Annotated in this window: 17 protein-coding genes, 1 tRNA gene and 1 other RNA gene; 3 read left to right on the top strand and 16 right to left on the bottom strand. The window is 64.0% G+C overall.

The features are described 5' to 3' along the window. Positions 1-122: 122 nt before the first annotated feature. From XcyCFBP4188_RS01370 to prpB, 10 genes are all read right to left on the bottom strand, one after another. Positions 123-2,816, bottom strand: a complete 2,694-nt coding sequence (locus XcyCFBP4188_RS01370) for a TonB-dependent receptor (protein ID WP_233370821.1) — start codon at positions 2,814-2,816, stop codon at positions 123-125. A gap of 193 nt (positions 2,817-3,009) precedes the next feature. Next, positions 3,010-3,204, bottom strand: a complete 195-nt coding sequence (locus XcyCFBP4188_RS23620) for a hypothetical protein (protein WP_267929398.1) — start codon at positions 3,202-3,204, stop codon at positions 3,010-3,012. A 485-nt stretch (positions 3,205-3,689) separates the two neighbouring features. Beyond that, entirely contained in the window at positions 3,690-8,591 is a 4,902-nt protein-coding gene (locus tag XcyCFBP4188_RS01365) for an alpha-2-macroglobulin family protein (protein WP_174705818.1), read from the bottom strand. A gap of 686 nt (positions 8,592-9,277) precedes the next feature. Continuing rightward, a non-coding RNA gene (locus XcyCFBP4188_RS01350) (sX9 sRNA) lies at positions 9,278-9,354 on the bottom strand. 59 nt (positions 9,355-9,413) lie between these two features. Then, a complete protein-coding gene (locus tag XcyCFBP4188_RS01345) occupies positions 9,414-10,385 on the bottom strand; it encodes a nucleoside hydrolase (protein ID WP_006450055.1) in 972 nt (323 codons plus the stop codon). A 106-nt stretch (positions 10,386-10,491) separates the two neighbouring features. Further along, on the bottom strand, positions 10,492-12,708 hold the full coding sequence (locus XcyCFBP4188_RS01340) for a TonB-dependent receptor (protein ID WP_074056865.1): 2,217 nt from the start codon (positions 12,706-12,708) through the stop codon (positions 10,492-10,494). 300 nt (positions 12,709-13,008) lie between these two features. Next, positions 13,009-14,208, bottom strand: coding sequence for a 2-methylaconitate cis-trans isomerase PrpF (gene prpF / locus XcyCFBP4188_RS01335; RefSeq protein ID WP_006450053.1), 1,200 nt, complete (start codon positions 14,206-14,208; stop codon positions 13,009-13,011). Positions 14,209-14,279: 71 nt separating this feature from the next. Further along, positions 14,280-16,922, bottom strand: coding sequence for a Fe/S-dependent 2-methylisocitrate dehydratase AcnD (gene acnD, locus XcyCFBP4188_RS01330; RefSeq protein WP_104591502.1), 2,643 nt, complete (start codon positions 16,920-16,922; stop codon positions 14,280-14,282). A gap of 221 nt (positions 16,923-17,143) precedes the next feature. Next, a complete protein-coding gene (prpC, locus tag XcyCFBP4188_RS01320; RefSeq protein WP_104591501.1) occupies positions 17,144-18,298 on the bottom strand; it encodes a bifunctional 2-methylcitrate synthase/citrate synthase in 1,155 nt (384 codons plus the stop codon). Between the two features lie 75 nt (positions 18,299-18,373). Next, the gene (gene prpB, locus XcyCFBP4188_RS01315) at positions 18,374-19,270 is read right to left on the bottom strand and encodes a methylisocitrate lyase (RefSeq protein WP_074056861.1); all 897 of its coding nucleotides are present in this window, start codon (positions 19,268-19,270) and stop codon (positions 18,374-18,376) included. Between the two features lie 127 nt (positions 19,271-19,397). Between prpB and prpR the strand changes: the two genes are divergently transcribed. Further along, on the top strand, positions 19,398-21,017 hold the full coding sequence (gene prpR / locus XcyCFBP4188_RS01310) for a propionate catabolism operon regulatory protein PrpR (RefSeq protein ID WP_174705817.1): 1,620 nt from the start codon (positions 19,398-19,400) through the stop codon (positions 21,015-21,017). 242 nt (positions 21,018-21,259) lie between these two features. Here prpR and XcyCFBP4188_RS01305 read toward each other — a convergent pair whose 3' ends face one another. Continuing rightward, on the bottom strand, positions 21,260-21,586 hold the full coding sequence (locus XcyCFBP4188_RS01305) for a hypothetical protein (RefSeq protein WP_006448403.1): 327 nt from the start codon (positions 21,584-21,586) through the stop codon (positions 21,260-21,262). Between the two features lie 185 nt (positions 21,587-21,771). Here XcyCFBP4188_RS01305 and XcyCFBP4188_RS01300 point away from each other — a divergent pair, with 185 nt between their 5' ends. Next, complete coding sequence (locus tag XcyCFBP4188_RS01300) at positions 21,772-22,023, top strand: type II toxin-antitoxin system Phd/YefM family antitoxin (RefSeq protein ID WP_006448404.1); 252 nt, start codon at positions 21,772-21,774, stop codon at positions 22,021-22,023. Continuing rightward, positions 22,020-22,277, top strand: coding sequence for a Txe/YoeB family addiction module toxin (locus XcyCFBP4188_RS01295; protein WP_006448405.1), 258 nt, complete (start codon positions 22,020-22,022; stop codon positions 22,275-22,277). The genes XcyCFBP4188_RS01300 and XcyCFBP4188_RS01295 overlap by 4 nt, the downstream gene beginning before the upstream one ends. Before the next feature lie 213 nt (positions 22,278-22,490). Here the strand turns inward: XcyCFBP4188_RS01295 and XcyCFBP4188_RS01290 are convergent. From XcyCFBP4188_RS01290 to XcyCFBP4188_RS01270, 5 genes are all read right to left on the bottom strand, one after another. Further along, positions 22,491-22,565, bottom strand: a tRNA-Val gene (locus XcyCFBP4188_RS01290). Positions 22,566-22,808: 243 nt separating this feature from the next. Further along, positions 22,809-23,162, bottom strand: a complete 354-nt coding sequence (locus XcyCFBP4188_RS01285) for a PilZ domain-containing protein (RefSeq protein WP_003483889.1) — start codon at positions 23,160-23,162, stop codon at positions 22,809-22,811. Further along, complete coding sequence (locus XcyCFBP4188_RS01280; RefSeq protein ID WP_006448409.1) at positions 23,159-24,118, bottom strand: DNA polymerase III subunit delta'; 960 nt, start codon at positions 24,116-24,118, stop codon at positions 23,159-23,161. The genes XcyCFBP4188_RS01285 and XcyCFBP4188_RS01280 overlap by 4 nt, the downstream gene beginning before the upstream one ends. Further along, a complete protein-coding gene (mltG, locus tag XcyCFBP4188_RS01275) occupies positions 24,115-25,167 on the bottom strand; it encodes an endolytic transglycosylase MltG (RefSeq protein ID WP_233397298.1) in 1,053 nt (350 codons plus the stop codon). Before mltG ends, XcyCFBP4188_RS01280 begins: the two co-directional genes overlap by 4 nt. 72 nt (positions 25,168-25,239) lie before the next feature. Further along, positions 25,240-26,595: an aminodeoxychorismate synthase component I gene (locus tag XcyCFBP4188_RS01270; RefSeq protein WP_104591498.1), complete on the bottom strand. Its 1,356-nt coding sequence runs from the start codon at positions 26,593-26,595 to the stop codon at positions 25,240-25,242. Positions 26,596-26,650: the final 55 nt, after the last annotated feature.

The raw sequence follows: 26,650 nt of genomic DNA, 5'->3' as shown, positions 1-26,650 counted from the left end.
CGTCGAGCGAGCGCGGCCGATGCACGATGCTCGGTGCGGCATCCACTCACCTGCACACTCCACTTTTTTCCGAGCTGCCCGCACGCACCTGACGACCGCTGACGACGCGCCATTCGCCGTGCTTAAAACGTCGGCGTAAAGCGCAGACCGAACCAATAGGTGGTGGGCACCGAGTAACTGTCCTTGAGCAGATTCTGTCCGGGACCGGTCACGCTGGTGATGCGGCTGTGGGTGAGGTTGCTGACCTGACCGATCAGGCTGAGTTGCTTGCTGATCGCGTAGGTTGCAGTGAAGTCGAGTTGCGAGCGCGGCGACCAGTACAAGTCCTGCCAATCGATATTGCTGACGATCGCGCGCAAGGCCTTGCCCTGACGGTTGTAGGCTGCGCGCAGCTCCAGCCCGCCGGTGTTGTAGAACAGCGTGGCATTGGCGGTGTAGTCCGGCTGGCCGACCAGGTTGTCGAGCTTGCGCTCACGCTGGGCCACGTTACTGCCGCTGCCGACGCTATAGGGCACATCCAGGCTGCCATCGAGCACGGCGAAGTTCGCACTGAAGCCGACACCGCTCAGCCATGGCGCGATCGGCGCCAGGGTATTGACGATGCCGTTGAACTCCACCCCGCGGATACGCGCCTTTGCAGCATTGGCCGGCGTACTGATCAGCGCATTGGCGTAGGTGGTGCCGTCGAAGGTGAAGCTGTCGGTGCGCGAGAGCGTAAAGATCTCGTCCTGGATGCGCTTGTCGAACACGGCGGTGGAGGCAAACGCGTCGAAATCGCCGGGCAAACGCCATTCCAGCGACAGATCCAGGTTATTGGACACGCGCGGCTTGATGTCCGGGTTGCCGATGGTGACGGTGACGCCTTGTGCATTCGGATTGCCGGCGTCGGCGGTGTTGACGAAGCCGATCGAGGTGCGCGCTGCATACGCATCGTACGGTGGGCGGCCCAGCGTGCGGCTGGCACCGGCGCGCAGGTCCAAGGCATCGGTCAGGTGGTAGGTCATGATCGCCGAGGGCAGCAGATAGTCGTAGTCCGCATTGGTCGGGTTATCGACATACACGTAGCGATTGGTGGCGGTGTCCAGCTGCCGCTGGCGGCCGACCGTGTTGAGCTTGGTGCTATCGAAGTGCAGGCCGCCCTGCACGTTGAAACGCTCGCTGCGATAGCTGACCAGGCCGTAGCTGCCGAAGGTTTTTTCGGTGTGGGTGAAGTTGTCCTGATTGCTGAAAGCCTGCTGATCGGTGCTGTTGAACGCGCTCAGCGGCGTTGCAGCGAGCACGCGATTGGCCTTGTCTGGATCGATGGTGATCAGGTTCAGGCCGGCATAGCGCATCGGCGCCCTGCCGGTGCCCGCCACATCGGCCAGGCCGAAGGCCGGCGCGCTGGTGTTGGGCTGATACTCGACGCGGAAGATGTCGTAAGACGGCTTGTCGGTGGTGTACGACACGCCTGCCGCAAAGCCGATGCCTTGATCGCTTTCGCCCTGATTGAAGCCGTAATCGAGCCGGCCGGTGAGGATGCGATCGGCCGCGGTGCGTTTATAGTCCGGGCGCCAGTACGACAGGCTGTAGTTGTCCAGGTTGTTGTAGGCCTGCGGCGAAACGCCGAAGCGCTGATCGAAGCCGGAGGTGTCGTAATTGAACGCGTAGTTGGGCGTGGCATTGATGGTCACGCCACTGCCGGTCTGGCCCACCGGCACGGGCGCGGCGCGGGTGATGCCGGTGGCGTACTTGATCATGCGGATCGGCTCGTCATAGGTCGCATCCGACCACGCACCGCGTGCAGAAAACTGCTGCCGATCGGTGGGCCGCCAGATCGTGCCCAACTGCGCCACCTTGGTGCGCGTGGTGACGATCTGATTCGAATAGCCCACCTCGATATCGCCACCGGGATAGCTGCCGGACGTGGCGGTCTGATTGAACACCTGGCCACGGTTGCGCGGGTCGATAAGGACCTCGTTGCGCTCCATGTTGTCCTTGAAATAGTAATAGCCGGCCATCGCATAGGCTTCCAGCGCAGCGCTAGGATGCACCTCGAACTTGCCGGTGACGCCATAACGGTCGCGCTGATTCTGCACGTACCAATACTTGTCCTGTTGCGGCACCGCCCAGCCATTGCCCAGGTTGGCACCGGTCTGCAGCACGCCGTTGTTGTCGTAGAACCCGTAGTGCACCGTGTCGGTGGTCATATGGGTTTCGGTGTAGCTGCTCAGCGTCTGGTAGTTGGCCGACAGCGTGAAGCCGTATTGCTGCTCGCTACCGAAGGTGCGGCTGCCGGTGGCATTCAAGCGATAGCCGGGGTCGTCCTGATCGCGCGGCTTGCCGACATCGTTGGCGTGGCCGAGCGCCGCCTCGGCACTGAAGAACGGCTTGCCACCGTTTTCGAACGCGCTGCGCGTCTTGAGGTTGATCGCCCCACCCGTGGCGTTGGGATCCAGATCGGGCGTAAAGGTCTTGACCACCTGCAACTCGCTGACCATCGAGGCCGGCAACAAATCCAACCGCACGCCACGGGTGATCGAGCCGAGCGTGCCGTTCGGCGTGCCGGGCGAGGCGATGGTCAAGCCATCGATGGTGACGTTGTTGTACGACGGGCCCAGGCCGCGCAAGACCGGCGTGGCCGCTTCGTCGCGCGGGTGCTCGTTGTCGGTAGCTGGCAACACGGATAAGCCAGGCACGCGGCGCAGCGCTTCGACGATGGTGCTGTCGGGCAAGGCTCGTACATCGGTGGCGCTGATGACGTCGGTGATATTGGTCGCTGCGCGCTTGCTTTCCACTGCGGCGGCATTGGCACGACGCACGCCGGTGACCTGCATGGCGTCGAGCGTTTGCACGCCGGATTTGGTGGTGGACGGTGTGTCGTTGTTGGTTGTTTCGTCTTGTGGCGATGCGGGTGATGCGGGTGATGCGGGTGATGCGGGATCTATGGAATCTGCAGATGCATCTAGTGACGATGAAGAATGTTGTTTTGCAGTCGCAACGTCAGCATCGGACTTGGTTACTTCGTCATTAGTAGCTGTAGCTGTAGCTGTAGCTGTCCCTGTAGCTGTAGCTGTAGCTGTAGCTGTCCCTGTAGTTACCGCTGTAGCTGTACTCGCTGATGCGCTGGCGGTTGTGGCCATAACCGCAGAGGTCGTCTGAGCTGCGGCGTCGGCGGGGATAGATGCCCGCCCATTGGCACGTGCATGCAAGGCTGGCGAACATGCCGCAATGGCCACGGCGAGAACGGACAAGTGCAAACGGTACGAATCGGAGCGCTGCATGGAATCCCGGAAGTCGCGCAGCAAGGACGCCGCGCCTGTAAGAAAGCACGCCACCGTAGCCAGTAAAAATGACCCTTGCGTGTCGCCTGCATCGCACTGAAAAGACACTGCGCAATGATGTCTCGGCATGCGAAGCAAGCCGCTCCCCTGTCGGGAGATGGGTTGGGGGGCGAAGCCACTCGGTAATGAATCACACGAGGCTTCGTTCGTACCCTCATCCGCCCCTACGAGGCATCTTCTCCCGTGGGGAGAAGGGAATAAAGCCCCTCTCCCTGCGGGAGAGGGGTTGGGGTGAGGGTGCGGGGCGAAGCCACTCGGTAATGAATGACATGAGGCTTCGCACGTACCCTCATCCGCCCCTTACGGGGCACCTTCTCCCGAGGGGAAAAGGGATGGTTTCGGCGACCTGTCAGGGATAGCGCGGCCTTACGGCTGCACCACCGTCATCGTTGCCGGCGTACTGCGCCCCACACCGCGCAGCTCCGGGCGATACATGTCTTCCACCAACGACGGCGGCACCGTGTACGTGCCCGGCGTGACTGCACGCACCAGGTAATACACCTGCGCCTTGCTGCCCGAGGACAGCGCCAGCGCGGCCACATAGCGGTCGTCGCGGAACTCTTCGTGCTTGACGTCGGCGGCGCTGGAACGCTCGCTGATGCCGATGCCGTCCACCACTACATCGGCCCACTGTTTGGCATCGCCCAGATTGAAGTTCTCGATCTCCAGGCCGGCCGGCAACAGGTCGGTGAGCAACGCGTCCGGCATGCTGCTGTTGGCGGTGATGACCACCCGCACGATCAACGCTTCGCCTTCTTTCAGCGGGCGCGGCGTCCACGGTTTGCCGTCGGTGGTGTACCAGCTGCGCTCCACGCTGAGGTTGCGCGTGTCCGGCTCCGGCGCGCTGCGCGGGATGCCGGCCACTTCCAGGCTGGCGTACATCGGGGCCTCGCCCTGCGGTGCGAACTGCACGCCGCGCGCCAAGGCGGCGCTGTCGAAACTGCGCCCGAACAGGCGCGCCGGCGCAATCTCCTGCGCCTCGCCTCCCACGGTCAGCGTGCCGGAGACCTGCTTGCCCTGCACGACCATCAAGGCCTTGCCCAAGCGCGCAAGCGCCACCTGCTCCTGCGTGCTCAGCCACAGCCAGCCGGTGGCGCGACGTGCATCCAGCGCGCGGCCTAGCGCAACCGCACGGGTGTCGTACTCGGGCTTGGACAAGCCACGCTCGTGCAGCAGCGCCATCATCAACGCATCGTCGCGGATCGCACTGCCGTAATCGGCGAAGTACAGCGGACGCTCGCTGCTGTCCTTGGCGAACCCTGCCTTGATCGCCGCCTCGCCGCGCTTGGTATCGCCCTGCAGCGACAATGCCGCACCCAGATGCACCAGCGACAAACCGGTCAGTGCCTTGTCGCGCTGGTTGTCGTACAGCGCGCGCAGCGTGCCCAGCGGAGCGCGATTGACGCGTGCCAACACGTACCCCGACCAGGCCTGATTGGCGAACTTCAGGTTGTCGCGACGATCCTGCCCGTAGAACTCGTTGCCACCGGACAGCAGGTCTTCGCTGAGCCGATTAAGCGCTTTCTGCAGCACGTTGTCGGGCACGGCAAAACCAGCGTCCTTGGCGTCGAGCAGGAACTCGGCGATGTAAGGCGTCAGGCCCGGATTGACGTAACCGTCGTCGCCCCACATCGAAAAATGCCCGCTGGCGATCTGCATCGAGGCCAGGCGACCGAACGCACCTTCCATGCGCTCGCGGCGCGTGGCCGCATCCAGCCCCTTGGTGCCCAGCGCCTTGGCAGTGGCATCGTCGAGCAGCAGCGCCGCATAGCCCTTGCTGGTGGTCTGCTCGGCGCAGCCGTACGGATACTCCAACGCCCCTTGCAAGGCGCTGGCGAACGGAATCGGCGGCAACGGGCTGACCACCATCCGTGCGGTCACCGAGCCGGCCATCAGGCCATCGGCAAAGCCGCTGTCCAGGGTGATCGGCGCCAGCGGATCGAGCACGCGCGTCTGCGCACGCAACACCTGCGGCCAACCCGCACGCACCGGCAGGTCGTAGCTGCGGTCGGCCTTGAAGCCATTGCCGTCCACACGCACGCGCACCTTGGCCACGCTATAGCCTTCGGTGGCGCTCAACGGGAAGCTCAGCGTCTGCTTGGCATCCACACCGAGCTTGACGCTGCGCGACGCCTCGGCAATGGCCAGTGGGCCGATACCCTCGACGCGCACATTGAACTCGCCCGGTTTGCCGGTGAAGTTCTGCACATCCAGCGTCACCGTACTGCGGTCGCCCGGCGCCATGACGCGCGGCATGCTGGCCTCGGCCAGGATCGGCGCGCGCACCACGGTTTCCATATCGTGATTACCGAACCGCGTGTCCGAATACACCAACGCCGAGACCCGCAAGGTGCCGTTGAAATCCGGCACCGGCAGCTGCACGCGCGCATTGCCCTTGGCATCGAGTTTCACCGAGCCTGAAAACAGGTCCACGGTCTGCACGCGCGCGGTCGGGCGTTTGGCCTGCGGCAACGCTTCCAGGGCCATGTCGCCGCCGAACTTGAGCTTGCCGCTGGCGCCTTCGAAACTTTCGATCACCCGCCCATAGATATCGTAGGAATCGGTACCCAACCGGCGCTGCGCGAAGAACTGCGCGTTGGCATCGGGCACCGGGAAGCGGGTGATGTTGAGGATGCCCACGTCCACCGCCGAGATGGTCACGTGCGCGGCCTTGCCGGCCAACTCCGGCACGCTCACCGTCACCGGCAACGCCTGCTCGGGGCGCATCTGCTTGGGCGCAGCCAAGCCCACCGCCACACGTCGCGTCTTGCGATCCATCGGCACAAATGCAACGCCCAGCGCACGCGCCGGGGTGATCTTGCTCGGCGCACTGCCACCGCGGAATACCAACGCGGTGACGTAGACATCGTGGCGCTCCCAGCCTTCCGTCACCGGGATTTCGAAGCTGCTGCCCGGCTTGACGTCGATGTCCTGCACGTACAGCAGCTTGTCGCTTTCCACCAACAACACGCCCTTACCGGCATGCGGCGGGGTCAGCGTGACGGTGAGCGTGTCGCCAGCGCGGTAGCCGGTCTTGTCCAGCGCCAGCTTGACCTTGTCCGGGCGCGCGTCCAGGCCGCGGTTTTCGTCGTTCCAGCTCCAGCCGGCGCGGAACGGGTAGCGCGTGGTCAGCCCGGTGGCCGAGTCGAACACGTCCAGGCGGTACTCGCCCCACTCCACCGGCACATCAAGCTTGGCATTGCCGCTGCCGATGTCGAGCGTGCGCGTGTCCTTGTTCTCGAAGCGGCGGGTGAAGTCGTAATCCCAATGGTCGTCGGTGTAGTTCCAGTGGTAATCACGCAGCTCGCGCACCAGCGTGGCTTTCAGGCCCTTGGCCGGTTGCGGCTTGCCATCGGCATCCACGCGGGTGATTTCAAAGCGCGCAGTGCCATTGGCATCGGCGCCGTCTTTGTCGTCGAACAAGGGGCGCACGCCGACCAGCGCCTTGGCCGGCCACAGCACGCGCTTGACGGTGCGGGTGACGGTGCGCCCGCCGGTTTCGTACACGCTGCCGGACACCACCGCCGCAATCGTGCTCACCGGCTTGGCTTCGGCGGGCAGCGCGATGTCTTCGCGCAATACGCCGTCGCTGCCGAACTCGGTATCGATCACGTCCTTGGCTTCGCGCGGCAGCTCCAGCGTGGGGTCGCCAAAGAACCAGCCCGGCAAGGACTCCAGCGGATGCTGCTCGACGCTGACCGCGAGCTTGGCGGTGAAGCGGTTGCCATCGGCCGGCGCGCCATACAGGTACGCCGCATTGGCGACCAGCTTGAACGGCTGGCCGGCACTCAAGGTCTTTTGCGCGGCATCCAGATCCAGCTTCATTCGCTCGGGCAAGAACTCTTCCACGCGCACGGTCATGCCCTGCACGGCGTCCTTGCTGGCCGGATCGGTGCGGAATTCCACCTGCCAGCGCCCGGTCGGCGCATCGGCCGGAATCTGCTGGGTGAACTCGAAATAGCCCTGCTCGCCGGGCTGCAGTCTGGTCTCGCGGAAGGTCTTGCCGTCCGGCTGCTTGAGGCGCAGGAACACTGGCTGCGGCTTGGTCGGCTTGCCGTCGTTATCGCGCAGGATCGCCGACACGCGCATGGTCTCGCCGGGGCGATACAGATCCCGGCCGGCCCAGGCGAACACATCGAACCAGGCACTCTGGCGCCCGGCCACCGCAAATTCGCTCAGATCCAGCGCCGGCTGGTTGAACGGCAGCACCGAGATATCGGTCTTGCTGCGCGCCGTCAGCACGTGACCTGCATCGAGCGTGTAGTTGAGCAACGCATTGCCGTTACCGTCGGTGGCGCCCTTGAGGAACAGCTCGCCCTTGGCATCGAGGATGCGCACTTCCACATTCTTGATCGGCTCACCGCTCTGCAGCGAGGCGGTGTGCACGAAGAGCTTGTCCTTGTACGCACGCGTGTGCAGGCCGATGTCGCTGACGGTGAAGAACGCGGTATCGAAACCATTATCGAAACTACCGGCGCGCTTCATCACCGCGAAGTACAGGCCCGGCTCCTGCAGTTCCTTGATGTCCTGCGTGGGCAGGTAGGTCAGCACGCGCTCGTTCTGCTTACCGCCAAGAATGAAACGATTGACGTAGACCGGGTCGGCCAGCTTGGACAGCGGTTCCTTGTCGCTGTACTCACTTTCCAGCTCCCAGCTGCCGCGACGACCGCCGCGCTGAAACTGCTGAAAGAAGGCCGGCAGCGATTTCTCGCGCACGCGCAAAAATTCAACGTCCACCTCAGGCACGTTGACCGACACCACCGGCAGGCCACGGCTCTCGCGCGCAGGCAGTACGCTACCTTGCGAAGCGAACCCGGCCACAGGCTTGAGCTGCCCGGTATAGACCTTTTGCTTGAGCGGCTTGCCCAGGCGGCTGCCATCGGCGGCCAGCAGGTTGGCATCGACCAGCACGGTGTAGTCCTTGGCCGCTTCCACGTACGGGTAGCGCAGCGTCTTGCCGTCATCGGACAGCGACCAGCTGCTGTCGCCGGTGCCGACCTTTTCCTCGAAGCGCACCAGCGCATCGAAATCCTGCGTGCCGACCAGCGGCCGCGAGAATTCCAGCGCCAGCGACAAGCCGTCGCTGGTCTGGTCGGGATAGGCACGTGCCAGCGCAAAGCCGGTAATCGCCTGCTTGTCGGCCTTGATCGCCTCGCCGCTGGCGGTGGGCAACTGGCCGCTTTCGTTGCGCTTGCACGCCACCCCGCCGATCGCCACGGTCAGCAACACCACCCACAGCAATATGCGCCGCGTGCCCGACCACTTCATCCCTGATTGCTGGCTGTCCATTCGTGCTACCCCATGACTGAGGACGCAAGTATAGCGATGCCGCGCATATCGCCGATGGCGGTGGTGCGACGACTTTGGCACTTACCGATAGGCGGTGATCGTGCGCTGCAAGGCTAGCGTCGCGATGGCACAGGTGCGCACGACTGGCGATGAGCGTAGTGGTTTAGTCAGCGCTCTTACAGCGACCAGCTAAACCACTTCACGCCATCTGTTAGAGGGCCGCTGAGCTGCGACTTGGCTGCAGGGCCCTTGCCCGCCCACCGTCGCGGGACACGCCGCAAGTACGTCCATGTAGGCTCTTACGCGGCATCCATGCCGCGTAAGGTCCCGCGACGGTGAGCGGGCAAGGACCAGTGGAGATGGTCGGTGTGCATGTTTGCAAGCAAGGCATGACACGCGTTGTCTGGATAACTGTGCATCCGATCAGCTNGCGTAAGGTCCCGCGACGGTGGGCGGGCAAGGACCAGTCGAGATGGTTGGTGTGCCTGTTTTTTCAACAAAGCAACCTGCAACTTTCTGGTGCGGTGTCCTCGCCGATTGCGGGACCGCGTGGCGGCATGGATGCCGCCACCGAGCCTACATGGACGTACTTGCGGCGTGTCCCGCGAGCGGTGAGGGCACCGCGCCCTCGACTGACCAGGCGTTTGACTGCATCTAAAAAGAGCGGCTAACAAAAGGTAGCGAGCAGTTGTCAGGCGGGCGTGGATGGCGCGCTCAGAACCGCAGTGTACGAGTGGTACATGCCGATTCCGGGCACCGGCCGCGCCCCTGGCAGCTTCGCAGTAGTTCTGTTCGCCGCTCTTAGGGCAACTGCAACAACGTACGCATGTACATGTCGATCAATGCCGCCTTGTCCGCACGCAGGCAAGCCTGCACGTTCGGCGTGCCGGCGCCTTCGCGGGTATACCCCTGCGCATCGACGTCCAGATGCAGCGGCGTGGTCGGGCACAGTTCGGGGCGCAGCAGCCAGGCCACCGGCACCGCGTCGAACAAGGTGGGCGTGGCGCTGGCCCAGGGCTGGTCGGTATTGCGCCACTGGTAGTACAGCTGAGTGAGCGCATCGGTGAGCCCATCGCCATGTGCAAACAAGGCGATGCGCTCGGGTTCTTCCAGCGTGATCTGGGTGGCGTCCAAGGGCAGCAACACAATCGGCACGCCTGCCGAGAACACGCGCTGGGCGGCGGCGACATCGGAGAGGATGTTGTACTCCGGTGCCGGCGCACTGGCCGGGCGATACGCCGACTTGCCATAGCCAACGCGTACCGAGCCGCCCATCGCCACGATGCGCTTGAGCTTGGCAAAGCCGGCCGGGTCGCGCTGCTGCGCCAATGCGGCGTCGGTCATCGGCCCCAACACCAGCAAGGTCACCTGACCGGGATGCTGGCGCGCCTGCTGCAGGATCATCGCCGCCGCATCCGGCAGCTTGCCTGGCAACTGTCCCTTGGCCGCCCAACGCGCCTGGCTGAAAGCGATCGTGCTGGTGGTGCGTGCGCCCACCGCCAACGGAACCTCGCTCCGCCCGGCCTGCTGCAACAGGCGCTGCAACAACTGCGCACGCAACGTGGTATCGCCCCAGGCCGATGCGATGCCCAGCACGCGCAACTGCGGGCTACGCAGCAGCAACCCCAACGCAAACGCATCGTCGATGTCGTCGCCGATATCGGTGGAGACCACCAGCAACTCGGTGGACGTAGCCGTTGGCACCGCTTGCGCTGCACCCGCGGCAGGCATCTGCGCCCACGCCACTGCCGACGCACACCATAGCCCCACCATCCACCATGCGTTACGCCATATCCGCTGCATGCATCTCCTCCTGCCGCCATAAAAAAACCGCCGGCATCATCGCCGGCGGTTCAATAGTGCTACACCACAACGCCGATCAGAAATTGGCGCGGAACTGCGCACCGACGATGCGCGGGTCGTTGATGAAGCCGGTGAGGTTGTTGAAGTCGATCGCACCGGTCACGCGGATCTGGTTGGTGCAGTTGCGGCAGAACACCGACAACTCGTACGCACCCGCGCCCCAGTTGTAGCCGATCTTAGCGCCGCCTTCGACCAGCGGCTGGCCGGTGAACTCCTTGGAGTCGTACAGGAAGAAGTTCACTTCGCTGCGGTAGGACCAGTCGGTGTAGAAGAACAGCTCGCCGTCGTTGCCCATCGGGATGCCGTAACGCAGCGTGGCGTTGGCCATCCACTTGGATGCCTGCGGCAGATCATTACCATCGATCAGCGCGTTGCCGGCCGCATTGAGCGGGTCGGTCACGGTGCAGGTGCGGCACACGCCCACCGACAGGCTCGGGTCGTCGATGCGGGTCCAGTTGTAGGCGCCGCCGGCAGTGACGCGCAGGTTCTGGGTGATCAGCGCTTCGAAGTCGAACTCGGCACCGCGCGCCTTGGTCTTGTCGGCGTTGAGCAGACGCACGTCGTTGGAGACGCCGCCCACTGCGGTGAGCTGCTGGTTCTTGACGCGGAAATCGTAGATGTCGAAGCTCAGACGTGCGCGGTTGTCGAACAGATCCGACTTGATGCCGATCTCGAACGAATCCACCGTCTCCGGCTCGGCCACGGTCAGCGGCGCGGTGCCAGAGGGCACGCCGAAGCTGGCGCCGCGGAAACCGCGTGCCGCACGTGCGTACACGTTGACGTCGTCGTTGATGGAGAAGGTTGCCGCCAGATCGCCGGTGACCTTGGAGTTGTCGGTCTCGCCGCTGGACGGTTCGACCAGGGTGACGCGGTCCAACGCCAGCACGTCGAAGGTCTTCTTGTCGTAGGTGTAGCGGATGCCGGCGCGCAGGTTCAGGCGATCGGTCGCCGCGTAGTTCAACGAGCCGAATGCCGCCCACGAGGTATTGCGCTGGCGGGTCAGCTGGTAGCTGGCCAGATCGCCGCCGCTGAAGGTGTTGTAGGTATAGTTTTCGCCTTCCACATCGTCGTGGAAGTAGTACAGGCCGGCCTGCCAGTTGAGCGGGCCTTCGTACTGCGATTCGGCGCGCAGTTCCTGGCTGTACTGGTCCAGGCTCTTGATGCCGCCGGCGGTCTCCACCGGGAACGGAATCACGCCCGGGCCGGACGGCGGTGCGAACACCGCGCCGAAGCCGCCGTCGATATCGCCGCGGCTGTAGTACTTGCCGATGCCTTCGTAGGCGGTGATCGAGTGCAGCGCGATGTCGCCCAGATCCCAGGTCAGATTGGCGCTGCCGCCGTAGGTTTGCAGCTCCTGGTTGTTGGCGCCGTCGATGAAGGATTTTTCTTCGTCGAAGCCGTCCACCAACTGGTTGGTGCCGGGCTGGATGATGTTGGCGCGGAACAGGCGCGCGGTGCCGTCCAGGTGACGCGCATGCGCGTTGAACAGCGCGCTGAAATCGTCGCTGGCCTGATACAGCAGCTGCAGGCGCACGGCCGAGTCGGTATAGCCTTCCAGATCGCGGCCGTCGCTGTTTTCCACCCAATCGTCGCGGCGCTGGCCCAGCGTGGACAGACGCGCCGCCCAATGCTCGCCCATCGCGATGCTCAGGCCGCTTTCCAGCGTCATGGTGCCGTAGGTGCCATACGACAGGCTGGCGTAGCCGTCGTTGGCGCCGATGGTCGGCTTGACCGAGTTGAACTTGACCACGCCGGCCGGCGTATTGCGGCCGAACAGCGTGCCCTGCGGGCCGCGCAGCACTTCCAGGCCTTCCAGATCGAAGATCGGGAAGCCCTTCAGGAACGCGTTTTCCTGCACCACGTCGTCATAGATCAGCGACACCGGCTGCGAGGCGTAGGTGTTGAAGTCGGTGTTGCCGTAGCCGCGGATGTACACGCGCGGGAACACACGGCCGTTGGACGATTCGATATTGAGGCTGGGCGCCTTGCCGGCGAGCACGCGGATATCCGAGCCGCTGGTGGAGATGGCATCCAGAAATTCCGGACGCAGCACTGATGCCGACACCGGCACATCCTTGGAGTCTTCCGAACGGCGTTCGACCGTGACCTTGACCGCGTCCAGACGCACGACACCGTCGTCGCTGGGCGCCTGCTGGGCAGCAGCATGGAACGGAAGAAGGGAAGCGACGGCAACGGCGAGCGCGCTGATCTTGAGCGACCGGCTGGCGGACATGGGAAAGACTCCGGATTCTGGTGGCGGAACGGCCTGATCTGCATGCCGCGTTGCAACAGAATTAACACGATTTACACAAATTTGGCAGAGCGCGTGCGAAAAAGTTTTCGGAATTCGAAAAGGTGTTCGAATTAATGCAACGCGGCCGTGCAATTTGTGCGTTGGTGCGTACTGGGTCTCAGGCCCGGCGCCTGGTAATGGGTCGCCTAGAAAGGAGGCTTGAGCCTGCTGTTCCAATCATGGGGAAAGGCGTTGACATCGCCAGCGGTGGCGGCGGCATTCCATGACGCTCGGCGCCGATCACTGGGCCTGCACAACATCACCTGGCACCCGCACCCAACCTTCCATCAGCACCCGCGCACTGCGGCTCATCAGCGCCTTGGTCACCTGCCACTGGCCATCCACCAACTGCGCTTCCGCGCCAACGCGCAACGTGCCGGACGGATGCCCGAAGCGCACCGCCGAGCGCGTCGCGCCGCCCGCTGCAAGATTGACCAACGTGCCCGGCACAGCGGCTGCCGTGCCGATGGCCACCGCCGCAGTACCCATCATCGCGTGATGCAACTTGCCCATCGACATCGCGCGCACCAGCAGATCGAGTTCGGCCGCGTGCACCGGCTTGCCGCTGGACGCAACGTAATCGGCCGGCGGCGCGACAAACGCCACCTTCGGCGTGTGTTGCCGCGTGGCGGCATCTTCCACTTTCGCAATCAACCCCATCCGCACCGCGCCGTACGCACGCAAGGTCTCTAACATCGTCAGCGCACGCGGGTCGCCATTGATCGCCTCCTGCAACTCGGTGCCGGTGTAGCCCAGATCGCGCGCGTTGACGAAGATGGTCGGAATGCCGGCGTTGATCAGCGTTGCGGCGATCGTGCCCAGGCCCGGAATCTCCAACTGATCGACCAGCTTGCCGGTGGGGAACATCGCCCCGCCCTCGCCTTCTGCGGCATCGGCCGGGTCGAGAAACTCCAGCTGCACCTCGGCTGCCGGAAAGGTCACTCCATCCAGTTCGAAGTCGCCGGTTTCCTGCACCTGGCCATCGGTCATCGGCACATGCGCCACGATGGTCTTGCCGATATTGGCCTGCCAGATCCGCACCGTCGCCACACCATCGCGCGGCACCTGCGCGGGATCGATCAGGCCATTGGCAATCGCAAACGGCCCCACCGCCGCCGACAGATTGCCGCAGTTGCCGCTCCAGTCCACGAACGCGCTGTCGATGGACACCTGCCCGAACAGATAGTCCACATCGTGCCCGGCGCGCGTGCTTGCAGAGACAATCACACTCTTGCTGGTACTGGAGGTCGCCCCACCCATGCCATCGATCTGCTTGGCATACGGATCGGGGCTACCGACCACCCGCAACAACAACGCATCGCGCGCCGGACCGGGCTGCTGCGCGGCGGCAGGCAAATCCTGCAGGCGAAAGAACACGCCCTTGCTGGTGCCGCCGCGCATATAGGTGGCGGGAATGCGGAGTTGGGGGAGATGGGTCATGGGTGAAGGCCGGGATTGGGGATTGGGGATTGGGGATTAGAGCGGCAGTACGACGCCGGGAGCCATGGACGCTAGTGTGCCTGCGATGCCGATGTCGCTTTCAACGCATCTCGATTCCCGGCTCCCGATTCCCGGCTCTTCAGAAAATCCTGCGCAAACCGTTGCAGCACGCCACCGGCCTCGTAGATCGACACCTCTTCGGCAGTATCCAGCCGGCACGTCACCGGCACCTGCAACTGCTCGCCGTTGCGGCGATGGATCGACAGCGTCAGCGTGGCGCCGGGCGTGCGTTCGCCCATCACGTCGAAGGTTTCGCTGCCGTCGATGCCCAGCGTCTTGCGGTCGGTGCCGGGCTTGAACTCCAGCGGCAACACACCCATGCCGATCAGATTGGTGCGGTGAATCCGCTCGAAGCCTTCGGCCACGATCACCTCCACCCCGGCCAGCCGTACGCCCTTGGCCGCCCAGTCGCGCGAGGACCCTTGCCCGTAATCGGCACCGGCAATGATGATCAGCGGCTGCTTGCGCGTCATGTAGGTTTTGATCGCTTCCCACATGCGCAGCACCTGCCCTTCCGGCTCCAGACGCGCCAACGAGCCGGCGGTGATCTGTCCATCGACCACCGCCATTTCGTTGATCAGTTTGGGGTTGGCGAAGGTGGCGCGCTGCGCGGTGAGGTGGTCGCCGCGATGGGTCGCGTAGGAGTTGAAGTCTTCTTCCGGCACGCCCATCTGCGCAAGGTATTCGCCAGCGGCACTGCCGGCCTGGATCGCATTCGACGGCGACAGATGGTCGGTGGTGATGTTGTCGCCCAGCACCGCCAACGGGCGCATGCCATGCAATGTGCGCGAACCGGCCAGTGCGCCCTCCCAGTACGGCGGGCGACGGATGTAGGTGCTGGTCGGCCGCCAGTCGTACAACGGACTCACGCGGATGCCCTGCCCCACGCTGCGTTTGAACATCGGGTCGTAGACGCTGCGGAAATGCTCCGGCTTGACGCTGCGCGCCACCACTGCATCGATCTCCGCATCGCTGGGCCACAGATCCTTGAGCGTCACCCCCACGCCATCGGCATCGATACCCAGCACATCTTTTTCGATATCGAAGCGCACCGTGCCGGCGATGGCATAGGCAATCACCAACGGCGGCGATGCCAGAAACGCCTGCTTGGCATACGGATGGATGCGCCCGTCGAAATTGCGGTTGCCCGACAACACTGCAGTCGCATACAGATCGCGGTCGATGATTTCCTGCTGGATCACCGGATCCAGCGCGCCGCTCATGCCATTGCAGGTGGTACACGCGAACGCCACGATGCCAAAGCCCAGTTGTTCCAACTCGCTGAGCAAGCCGGCGTCTTCCAGATACAACTGCACCGCTTTGGAGCCTGGCGCCAGCGAACTTTTCACCCACGGTTTGCGCGTCAGTCCACGTGCATTTGCATTACGCGCCAGCAAACCGGCAGCGATAACGTTGCGTGGGTTGGAGGTATTGGTGCACGAGGTGATCGCCGCGATGATCACTGCGCCATCGGGCATCTGGCCCGGCAAGTCTTCCCACGCGCCGGCAATGCCGCGCTCGGCCAGCTCGCTGGTCGCCACCCGCTTATGCGGATTGGACGGGCCGGCCATGTTGCGCACCACGCTGGCAAGATCGAACTGCAGCACGCGCTCGTACTGCGCCGTGCCCAAGTCATCCGCCCACAAGCCGGTCTGGCGCGCGTAGGTTTCGACAAGGGCAATTTGCGTGTCTTCTCGCCCGGTCAAGCGTAGATAGTCGAGCGTCTGCTGGTCGATGTAGAACATCGCTGCGGTGGCACCGAACTCAGGCGTCATGTTGGAAATGGTGGCGCGGTCGCCAATGGTCAACGCGCTGGCACCGGCGCCATAGAACTCCAGATACGCGCCAACCACACGTTGCTGACGCAGAAACTCGGTCAACGCCAACACGATGTCGGTGGCGGTGATACCGGGCGCTGGCTTGCCCAGCAACTCAACACCGATTATGTCGGGCAAGCGCATCCACGACGCGCGCCCGAGCATCACGTTTTCCGCTTCCAATCCGCCAACACCGACTGCAATGACACCCAGCGCATCCACATGCGGCGTGTGGCTATCGGTGCCCACGCAGGTATCCGGAAACGCCACGCCGTCGAGTGTGTAGATCACCGGCGACATCTTCTCCAGATTGATCTGATGCATGATCCCGTTGCCGGGCGGAATCACCTCCATGTTTTCGAATGCGCGCTTGGTCCATTCGATGAAGTGGAAGCGATCGGCATTGCGACGATCTTCCACACTGCGATTCTTGGCGAAGGCCTGCTTGTCGAAACCGGCGTATTCGACCGCCAACGAGTGATCGACGATCAATTGCACCGGCACCACCGGATTGACCTGCGCCGGGTCGCCGCCCTGCTCGGCAATCGCATCGCGCAAGCCGGCCAGGTCGACCAACGCGGTCTGCCCCAGAATGTCGTGGCACACCACGCGCGCCGGAAACCACGGGAAATCCAGGTCGCGCTTGCGCTCGATCAGCTGGCGCAGATACGCCTCCAGCATCTGCGGCTCGGCACGCCGCACCAGGTTTTCGGCGTGCACGCGCGCGGTGTACGGCAGCGTTGCGTACGCGCCTGGTTGCAGCGCATCCACGGCGGCGCGTGCATCGAAGTAGTCCAACGAGGTGCCCGGCAGGGGCTTGCGGTAATGGCTGTTCATGGCTGGCGATATCGAAGCGGGCGGGGGCAATTCGGGATTCGGGATTCGGGATTCGGGAGTCGGGAGTCGGGAGTCGGGAGTCGGGAGTCGGGAGTCGGGAGTCGTATTAGAGTCTCAGACGCCTTTGGGGTTTTGCCATCTCTCATCACGATTGCGAGAGCTCGATCGCCTTCATTGAACGAAGGCGATCGAGGTGGACCACTCCAACGGCGAGCGCCTTCTCAGGGGCGCTGATCCAGCGGCACGAACACCTGGTCTTCCGGCCCGGTGTAATTGGCCGAGGGGCGAATGATCTTGCCGTCCACGCGTTGCTCGATGATGTGTGCGCTCCAACCGGCAGTGCGCGCCAGCACGAACAACGGCGTAAACATCGCGGTCGGCACGCCCATCATGTGGTAGCTCACCGCGCTGAACCAATCCAGATTCGGGAACATCTTCTTGATGTCCCACATCACCGTCTCCAGGCGCTCGGCGATGTCGTACATCTTGCGACTGCCCTGCGCATCGGAGAGCTCCCGCGCCACCTCCTTGATCACATTGTTGCGCGGGTCGGACACGGTGTAGACCGGATGCCCGAAGCCAATCACCACTTCCTTGCGCTCCACGCGCGCCTTGATGTCGGCCTCGGCTTCGTCGGGGGTGTCGTAACGCTTCTGTATGTCGAACGCCACTTCGTTGGCACCGCCATGCTTTGGCCCGCGCAACGCACCGATGCCGCCGGCGATGGCGCTGTACATATCGCTACCGGTACCGGCAATCACACGGCACGCGAACGTGGAGGCATTGAATTCATGCTCGGCGTACAGAATCAGGCTGGTGTGCATCGCACGCACCCACGTCTCCTTCGGCGCGAAACCATGCAGCAAGTGCAGGAAGTGCCCACCGATCGAATCATCGTCGGTTTCCACCTCGATGCGCCTGCCGTTGTGGCTGTAGTGATACCAGTAGAGCAACATCGAGCCCAGCGAAGCCATCAGCTTGTCGGCGATATCGCGCGCACCCGGATGATTGTGGTCGTCTTTCTCCGGCTGCAGGCAACCCAGTACCGAGACACCGGTGCGCATCACATCCATCGGGTGTGCCGATGGCGGCAATTGTTCCAGCGCCGCTTTCACCGCAGCCGGCACGCCACGCAGCGAGCGCAGCTTGGCCTTGTAGCCGCGCAATTCGCCGTTATTAGGCAATTTGCCATGCACCAGCAGATAGGCGATTTCCTCGAACTCGCTGGTGGTGGCCAGATCCAGAATGTCGTACCCGCGGTAATGCAGATCGTTGCCGCTGCGGCCCACCGTACACAACGCGGTGTTGCCAGCAGGAGTACCGGACAATGCGACGGATTTTTTCGGCTTGAAACCGGGATTGACGGTGTCGTTCATGCGATGAGCTCCCAAACTATGTCGTGTTGCGGTGTCACGGATGAGGTGGCGAAACGTGCGCGCAGCAGAGCGCGATCATGCGCCTTTGCGCGCAAACAGCGCATCCAGACGCTGCTCGTAGCCGTGGTAGCCGATGCGTTCGTACAGCTCTTCACGTGTCTGCATGCTTTCAAGCACGGCCTGTTGATGCCCGTCGCGACGAATCGCCGTATAGACCGCCTCGGCCGCCTTGTTGGCCGCACGGAATGCAGACAACGGAAACAGCTGGATCGCCACGCCGGCCTGCGCAAGTTGGTCGCGGGTAAACAGCGGCGTCTTGCCGAATTCGGTGATGTTGGCCAGCACCGGCACGCGCACCGCATCGACGAAGCGCTTGTAGGTGTCCAGGTCGTACGCGGCTTCGGCAAAGATGCCGTCGGCACCGGCTTCCACGCAGGCAATGGCGCGTTCGATCGCCGCATCCACGCCTTCCATCTGGATCGCATCGGTGCGTGCAATCAAAAAGAACGCCGCATCGGTCTTGGCATCGGCGGCCGCCTTGACCCGATCCACCATCTCGCCCTGGCTGACGATCTCCTTGCCCGGCCGATGTCCGCAACGCTTGGCGCCCACCTGATCTTCGATATGGCAACCGGCCGCGCCCGCCTTGATCAGCGATTTGATGGTGCGCTCGATGTTGAACGCACTCGGCCCGAAGCCGGTGTCCACGTCCACCAGCAGCGGCAGTTCGCAGACATCGGTGATGCGGCGCACGTCGATCAGCACGTCTTCCAGCGTGTTGATGCCCAGGTCCGGCAAGCCCAGCGAGCCGGCCGCCACACCGCCGCCCGACAGATAGATCGCCTGGTAGCCGGCGCGCTGGGCCAGCAGCGCATGATTGGCGTTGATCGCGCCGATCACCTGCAGCGGCGATTCGGCAGCCAGTGCGGCGCGGAAGCGCGTGCCGGCGGAAGCGGTGGGCGAAGACGTCATGGCGATTCCTGGGTTGGGATGCGGTAGTGGGCGCAAGTGACGTGCCAACTGTAACCCGTTGATTTGACTGCGTAGCCTATTTCATTTTGTTGCGAATTCGTAACACGTGGAGCACCATGGAACGTCATTGAAACGCGACTGCATCATGCGTATGCCCTCCATCCCCGAGCCTTCGGACGTCTCATCACCTGTGATCTGGACCGTCAGCGTCTCGCGTCTGACCGGCCTGCTGGCCGATGTCATCCCCGAGTTCGACCAGCGCGCGCGCATCGAGCAGATCAATCTTGGCTTTGCCGAAGCAGTGGAGGTCATTGGCCAGCGTCTGCGCCGCGAGCGCTGCGATGTGCTGGTCGCCGGCGGCTCCAACGCCGCCTATCTGCGCAGCCGGCTTGCGCTGCCGCTGGCGCCGATCCAGGCCACCGGGTTCGATCTGATGGAAGCGCTGGCGCGCGCACGGCGTATCGCGCCGCGCATCGGCGTGGTCACCCACGCCACCGATGTGCCCTCGTTCCGCGCCTTCCAGCAAAGCTTCGACCTCGACATAGAACACCGCCGCTTCGTTACCGCCGAAGACGCGCGCGACTGCATCGCCGACCTGCGTGCAAGCGGCATCCAGGTCATCGTCGGCACCGGCATGGCGATCGATTTCGCCGAACAGGCCGGCTTGCCCGGCGTGCTGCTGTATTCCGCAGATTCGGTACGCCTGGCGCTCGAGCAGGCCATCGCCTTGGGCACCGCGCCCAGCAACGATCGCCCTACCGGCCGCACCGGCACACGTCGCGCTCGCCGCACCGATGCCTTGCTTGGCGAAGACAACGCAATGGCGCACGTGCGCGCGTTGGTGCAGCTGTACGCACCACATGCCGGCACTGTGTTGATCAGCGGCGAGACAGGCACCGGCAAGGAATTGGTCGCGCGCCAACTGCATTCCGGCAGCCGTCGGCGCGGCCGCTTCGTTGCGATCAACTGCGGGGCCATCAGCGAATCGCTGCTGGAAGCTGAATTATTCGGCTATAGCGACGGCGCATTCACCGGCGCCCGCCGCGGCGGCCATATCGGCCTGATCGAAGCAGCGCAAGACGGCACGCTATTCCTCGACGAAATTGGCGAACTGCCGATGCCGCTGCAGACACGCTTATTGCGCGTACTGGAGGAGCGCGAAGTGCTACGTGTCGGCGCCACGCTGCCGGTCGCTGTCGACGTGCGCGTCGTCGCCGCCAGCCTGCAACCGCTGCAGACACTGGTCGAACAAGGACGCTTCCGCCGCGATCTTTTCTATCGGCTGGCAGCGCTGCGCATCGCACTGCCGCCGCTGCGCAACCGACCAAACGAAATCGCCTTGTTGCTGACGCATTACTTCCAGCAACTTGGCAGTATCCCTTCGCCACTGACACCGACAGCATTGCAGCGGCTGCAACAGCACGCATGGCCAGGCAACGTGCGCGAACTACGTAATCTGGTCGAACGCCTGTGTATCCACTGGAAGGCACAGCCACACGACAACCTGAGCCTGGATCAATTGGAAAGCTGGGCGCCAGAGCTATTCGACATACACCTTGGCGGCAGCACAACGGCGCCCGGACACACCGATCTTGCAACCTCACGCATGCAACTCACTGCAACAGCAGTCAGTGCAGCGCTCGAGCGAGCAAACGGCAATCGCGCCCTCGCCGCACAAGCACTCGGCGTCTCGCGCACCACCTTGTGGCGCTGGATGCAGGCGCACGCGTTGGCATCGCGTGCTTAGGATGCAAACGCACACTTGGCTTTGGGTGTTTAAGACGCAGCTGCAGGCTCTGGTATCGCCTGCTTAGGACACAAGCACGGGGCTTGGCAGCGCGTCGTTGAGAACGCAAGACTCGCGGTCAGCAGTCACAAACCAGCGACGCAATCCACACGACATGGTCGCTGCTACGTTGGTGATGCGATCCCGCCGCACACGCATCGCCGCCCACTCCAGCGCACGCCCATTGAACGAGCGCGTAGCGATCACTTGACCCGCGTGTACTCGCTATCGCCCGTGCTCAAATGGCCGGTCGCCTGATCGATCGCGTAATTGACGGTGCCATCCGCGCTGGACACCTGCAGCACACCCTTGTTCAAGATTGCCGGATGATTCTTTGTCTTGACGCCGCTGCCCAACAACTCCGGAGTGGTGTCGCGAATGATGAAGCTCTCGCCATTGTGCTCGATGCTCAGCACGTTCTTCTGCGACTTCACGTTGACCCACTTGCCCACGTACTGCTCGCCCACATCGCGGGCACAGCCGGCCAGCAACACCATCGCAACCAGAGCACTTCCAAGCAGCGTCTTCATCGCCACTCCTTTTTCAACGCGGGGGTGTTGCAGGATGGCGATTCATTCGCGGGCCCGCAAGAAGCAGGCACAACCGGAACAGCATGACGGTCAGGGACGTTGAACCAGTCCGGAGGCCAGCAGACTGGACAGTTGACTCTCCCAGACACACACGTACAATTTCCCGTACATATCTGGATCATCGCATGGACACCATCACCTACAGCGCCGCGCGTGCCTCTCTGGCCGACACCATGGACCGTGTCGTCAATGACCACGAGCCGGTGATCATCACGCGCAGCGGTGAGCGCGCCGTGGTCATGGTGTCGCTGGAAGATTACAAGGCCATGGAAGAGACCGCCTACCTGTTGCGCAGCCCGAAGAGTGCGCAACGGCTGCTGGAATCCATTGCCCAGCTTGAGGCCGGTCGCGGCAAGGAACGGGAACTGGCTGAGTGATTCTGCAGTTTGCTGACAATACCTGGGAGGACTACCTCTACTGGCAACAGACCGACAAGAAGATGCTCAAACGCATCAACGAGTTGATCAAGGCCATTCAGCGCGATCCTTTCCAGGGCATCGGCAAACCCGAACCGTTGCGCCATGCGCTGGCGGGCTACTGGTCACGCCGCATCAACGACGAACACCGGATTGTCTACAAGGCCGAGAACGGCATCCTGCTGATTGCTCAGGCGCGCTACCACTACGCGTAATCCCTCCTACCCATCCGCGCTGCCGGCGACACCCGCCAAACTCAGCATTGGACAGCCACACCGATTCGACGGCACCTCTGTCAGGCGGCATAAATGCTTCAACTGAAACACATGCCCAACGCCTTGCAGGACAGTTGCAGGACAACAAAAAGCCGGCACTTGGCCGGCTCTTTTCTTCTCGCGCTGAAACCCTTATCTGCTACTGGATTTCGATGGTGGGCGGTACAAGGTTCGAACTTGTGACCCTTGCCGTGTGAAGGCAATGCTCTACCGCTGAGCTAACCGCCCGGTGACGCGAGCCGCACATTATAGGGCAGCTGCGGCGGTCGTCAACAGGTTCATCTACGACCGCAGCGATGCTGTCGAAAACGCCCCATCCTGATGAGTAGGCGCGGCGTGCCGACGACCTGGCGGCGACGTTGGGGGTGATCGATCTCTCACCGTTCGAACGCCCGATACGTACCGTGACCATGTACTCCAAACATGACCACAATCACCCGCGCGAGCATGCACCGCATCGCACGCATTGCCTCACATCGTATGCGTCGGCTTGTCCGAAGTCGTCAACCCCGCCAGCAGCGTCTCGATCTTGTTGCGCACCGCCTCGCCTTCCGGGCCATCCGGGAACTGCACGCCGATGCCGGCAGCGCGGTTGCCCTGCGCGCCGGCAGGCGTGGTCCAGATCACCTTGCCGGCGACCGGCAGGCGCTCGCTGGAGTCCGGCAGCGTCAGCAGCAGGAACACCTCGTCGCCGAGCATGTAGCGCTTGGGTGTGGGCACGAAGATGCCGCCGCCTTTGACGAACGGCATGTACGCGCTGTAAAGCGCCGGCTTGTCTTTCAACGCCAGCGACAAAATGCCTTGGCGTGCATTCATTGCACTCATCGAGTTCCCCTAGAACGTACCGGACGCTCTCCCTCGCGCCAGGACAGCAACAATTCCGTCACCGCCAGATCGGCGCGGACGGTGGTGCGCAGCAGATCGCGTGTGCGATTGGCGGCGTCGAACCAGGTCGCCAGCTTGTGCAACCGCGATGGATCGGTCAAGCCGGCCGATGCCTGTGCCAGCGCCAGGTCGGCGGCGTGGCGCAGACGCTGGTCGGCCTGGCCGTCGTTGGTCCAGCGTTGCGCAACATCCACTGCGCTGGTGCGCCCGGCGGCGATCTGCTCCAGATCCTGCGCCACCGTGCGACGTACCGCCAGGCCATCTTCGCGCAACCACTGCGCCGCGAGCCCCGGATGGCCGCGTGCGGCCTCCAGCGCTTCCTGTGCAGCCCGATCACCAACGCCTTGAGACAGCAACCAGGCCAGCGCCTCATGCGCGGGCGGCAGCTTGAATTCCAGGCGCTGGCAGCGGCTGCGGATGGTCGCCGGCAAGCGCGCCGGCTGCGCGCTGATCAGCCACAGGTAGCGGCCCGGCGAGGGTTCCTCCAGTGTCTTGAGCAAGGCGTTGCAGGCAGCGCGATTGATCGCATCGGCCGGGTCGACGATCACCACCTGCGCGATGCCGTACTGCGGGGTCAGCGAGAGCTTCTGCGAAATCTCGCGCACCTGCTCGATGACGATCTCGGTGCGCAGCTTGTCGCCGGTGCGGTTGGGAATGAACGAGATCAGCTGCAGGTCCGGGTGGGTCCCGGCCGCGATCAGCTGCCGGCTGCGCTGCGCCAGCGCCGGGTCCGGCGAGCTGGCCAGCACGTGCTCGGCCAGTGCCAGCGCGACCGCACGCTTGCCCAGGCCATCGGGCCCGCAGATCAGCAAACCGTGTCCGAGACGGCCGGCGTCCAGCGCAGCCAGCGTTTGATCGTAGGCGCGCTGCTGCCAGGGTGAGAACGCAGTGGTCATGGAGTGGACTCCGGTTGCGGCAGGCGACGGCGTTGCAGGTAACGTGCCACCGCCGCATTGTGCTCGGCCAGTGTGGCCGAGAACGCATGCGCGCCGGTGCCATCGCCGACTGCGACGAAGTACAGCGCCTGGCCGGGCGCCGGACGCACCGCCGCCAGCAAGGCTTCACGGCCCGGCATGGCGATCGGGGTCGGGGTCAGACCGGTGCGGGTGTAGGTGTTGTATGGCGTGTCGGTGGTCAGATCGCGACGGCGGATATTGCCGTCGTAGCTGCTGCCGATGCCGTAGATCACGGTCGGGTCGGTCTGCAGCTTCATGCCCAGCTGCAGGCGGCGCAGGAACACCCCGGCAATCAGCGGTCGCTCGCTGCCCAGCGCGGTCTCCTTTTCGATGATGGAGGCCAGGATCAGCGCCTGCTCCGGCGAAGTCAGCGGCAAGTTGGGAGCGCGCTGCTCCCAGGCCTGCGCCAACGCCTTGTCCATGGCCACGTGCGCGCGCTTGAGCACGTCCAGATCGCTGTCGCTGCGCTGGTAGAGATAGGTTTCCGGCAGGAAGTGGCCTTCCGGATGCTGATTGGCAAAGCCCAACCGCGCCATCACAGCCGCATCGTCCAGCGCGCCGATGGATTGCTGCAACGGCGTGGCGGTCGCCAGTGCCGCGCGTAGCTGGCGGAAATTCCAGCCCTCCACGATCGTGAAGCGGTATTGGATCACCCGGCCCTGGCGCATGCGTTCAAGCAGCGCGCGCGGCGAGAGAGCCGGCGCCAGCGCGTATTCGCCCACCTTGAGCTTGCCGGCCGCATCGACCTGGCGCGCGAGCAGCTGCCATTCCAGATCCGTGCCCTGCGCCACGCCGGCATCGCGCAACTTGCGCAACGTCACCTTGAGCGAATCGCCGGGCGCAATCACCACACTGGGCGCGCTCGCGCTCACCGGTGTATCGGCGAAGTGCAGGTAATGCCGCCACGCCACCACAGCCGCAATCGCCAGCAGCGCCGCGAGCAACAGTGCCGTGCCCAGCACGGCCAGACATCCACGTTTGCCAGTCACCGCCACACTTACCTCGTCATTGCCCCAGCGCCGCGCAGGATACCGCGCGCCGGTGATGTCCCGTTGAAGCGCTCATGTCTGGTCGAATGCACGCAGCAGGCCGCGCGCCTTGGCGCGGGTTTCGTCCAGCTCGCGCTGCGGATCCGAGTCCACCACGATCCCGGCCCCAGTGCGGAAATGCACCTGGCTCCCGGCCACTTCCGCGGTGCGGATCAGGATGTTCAGATCCATGTCGCCATCGCGATTGAGCCAGCCGAACGCACCCGTATAGGCGCCACGTGCGGTGCGTTCGAGCTCGGCGATGATCTGCATGCAGCGCACCTTCGGGCAGCCGGTGATGGTGCCGCCAGGAAACACCGCCGCAATGACCTCGCCGGGCGTGACCTCGGCGCGCAGGCGGCCGCGCACATTGCTGACGATATGGTGCACGTGCGCGTAGCTTTCCACGCCCATCAGCTCATCCACTTCCACCGTTCCTGGCGCACAGATGCGGCCCAGGTCGTTACGCTCCAGGTCGATCAGCATGACGTGCTCGGCACGTTCCTTCGGATGGCCGACCAGCTCGCGGATGCGTGCGGCATCGTCGTCGCCGGCAAAGCGCGCGCGGGTGCCGGCGATCGGGCGCGTCTGCACCACATCGCCCTGCACCGACACCAGTCGCTCCGGCGAGGAACTCACCACCGCGCGTCCCGCCGCCACAAATAGGCCGGCAAACGGTGCGGGGTTGGCCGCGCGCAGACGCGCATGCAGCGCTGACGGATCGACCGCAGCAGCGAATACCGCATGCCAGGCGCGCGAGATATTGGCCTGAAACACGTCGCCAGCGCGCAGATAGGCGAGCACGCGTTCCACTGCACCGGTGAAGCGTTCGGGCGCGTCTTCCTCGACAGCCACCGGAGCGACCCAGTCCGGCAACGGCGGCAGCACGGCGCAGGCGGCGATGTCCTCAACGATGCGCGTCAGCAGATCCTCGCGGCCCGGCTCGGCCAGTGCGACGCACAGGCCATTTACCCGATCGCGCAACACCGCTGCAGGCGCACGCAAGGCCAGCGCGCTCGGCAAGCCGTCGGCGCGGGTAGGCAACTGCAGAATCGGCTCGACCTGCGCGGCCAGTTCGTAATCCAGCAACACCGCCCAGCCGCCGCGAAACGGCCACGGGCTTGTCGCATCGTGCGGCACGCGCTCGGCCTGCCACACCGCATCCAGCGCAGCCAGAAAGCCGCCTTCCAGCACGCGTCCGTCGCCATCGCGCGCGTGCCCATCGGCGTCGAGCCGCAGGCTTGCGCCTTCTGCAAGCAGCAAGACATCCCAGCGACCGTGCTCGGTACCGAAGGCGGTGGATTCGAGCAAGACCGGATAGCGCTGCGGCGCCAGCCGATGCAGCGCCAGCAGGTCGATGTCCGCATGCAGGGATCTGGTGAGCGTCATCGGCCTGGTTTGGCGTAGGGTGCTAGAGCGCGCCGCCCTGCTGCAACTGCAGAGG

The organism is Xanthomonas hortorum pv. cynarae (assembly GCF_002939985.1).
In the GTDB taxonomy this organism is placed as follows: domain Bacteria; phylum Pseudomonadota; class Gammaproteobacteria; order Xanthomonadales; family Xanthomonadaceae; genus Xanthomonas; species Xanthomonas hortorum_D.
This window is presented reverse-complemented; position numbering and strand designations above follow the sequence as displayed.

Bases quoted from the DNA above. Each gene is read 5' to 3' on its own strand.
- XcyCFBP4188_RS01305 (WP_006448403.1), bottom strand. From the start codon at position 21,586: ATGAAGACGCTGCTTGGAAGTGCTCTGGTTGCGATGGTGTTGCTGGCC.
- XcyCFBP4188_RS01300 (WP_006448404.1), top strand. From the start codon at position 21,772: ATGGACACCATCACCTACAGCGCCGCGCGTGCCTCTCTGGCCGACACC.
- XcyCFBP4188_RS01285 (WP_003483889.1), bottom strand. From the start codon at position 23,162: ATGAGTGCAATGAATGCACGCCAAGGCATTTTGTCGCTGGCGTTGAAA.
- prpC (WP_104591501.1), bottom strand. From the start codon at position 18,298: ATGAACGACACCGTCAATCCCGGTTTCAAGCCGAAAAAATCCGTCGCA.
- prpF (WP_006450053.1), bottom strand. From the start codon at position 14,208: ATGACCCATCTCCCCCAACTCCGCATTCCCGCCACCTATATGCGCGGC.
- XcyCFBP4188_RS01345 (WP_006450055.1), bottom strand. From the start codon at position 10,385: ATGGTGGGGCTATGGTGTGCGTCGGCAGTGGCGTGGGCGCAGATGCCT.
- acnD (WP_104591502.1), bottom strand. From the start codon at position 16,922: ATGAACAGCCATTACCGCAAGCCCCTGCCGGGCACCTCGTTGGACTAC.
- XcyCFBP4188_RS01270 (WP_104591498.1), bottom strand. From the start codon at position 26,595: ATGACGCTCACCAGATCCCTGCATGCGGACATCGACCTGCTGGCGCTG.
- XcyCFBP4188_RS01340 (WP_074056865.1), bottom strand. From the start codon at position 12,708: ATGTCCGCCAGCCGGTCGCTCAAGATCAGCGCGCTCGCCGTTGCCGTC.
- XcyCFBP4188_RS23620 (WP_267929398.1), bottom strand. From the start codon at position 3,204: ATGTTCGCCAGCCTTGCATGCACGTGCCAATGGGCGGGCATCTATCCC.
- XcyCFBP4188_RS01365 (WP_174705818.1), bottom strand. From the start codon at position 8,591: ATGAAGTGGTCGGGCACGCGGCGCATATTGCTGTGGGTGGTGTTGCTG.
- XcyCFBP4188_RS01370 (WP_233370821.1), bottom strand. From the start codon at position 2,816: ATGCAGGTCACCGGCGTGCGTCGTGCCAATGCCGCCGCAGTGGAAAGC.
- XcyCFBP4188_RS01280 (WP_006448409.1), bottom strand. From the start codon at position 24,118: ATGACCACTGCGTTCTCACCCTGGCAGCAGCGCGCCTACGATCAAACG.
- prpB (WP_074056861.1), bottom strand. From the start codon at position 19,270: ATGACGTCTTCGCCCACCGCTTCCGCCGGCACGCGCTTCCGCGCCGCA.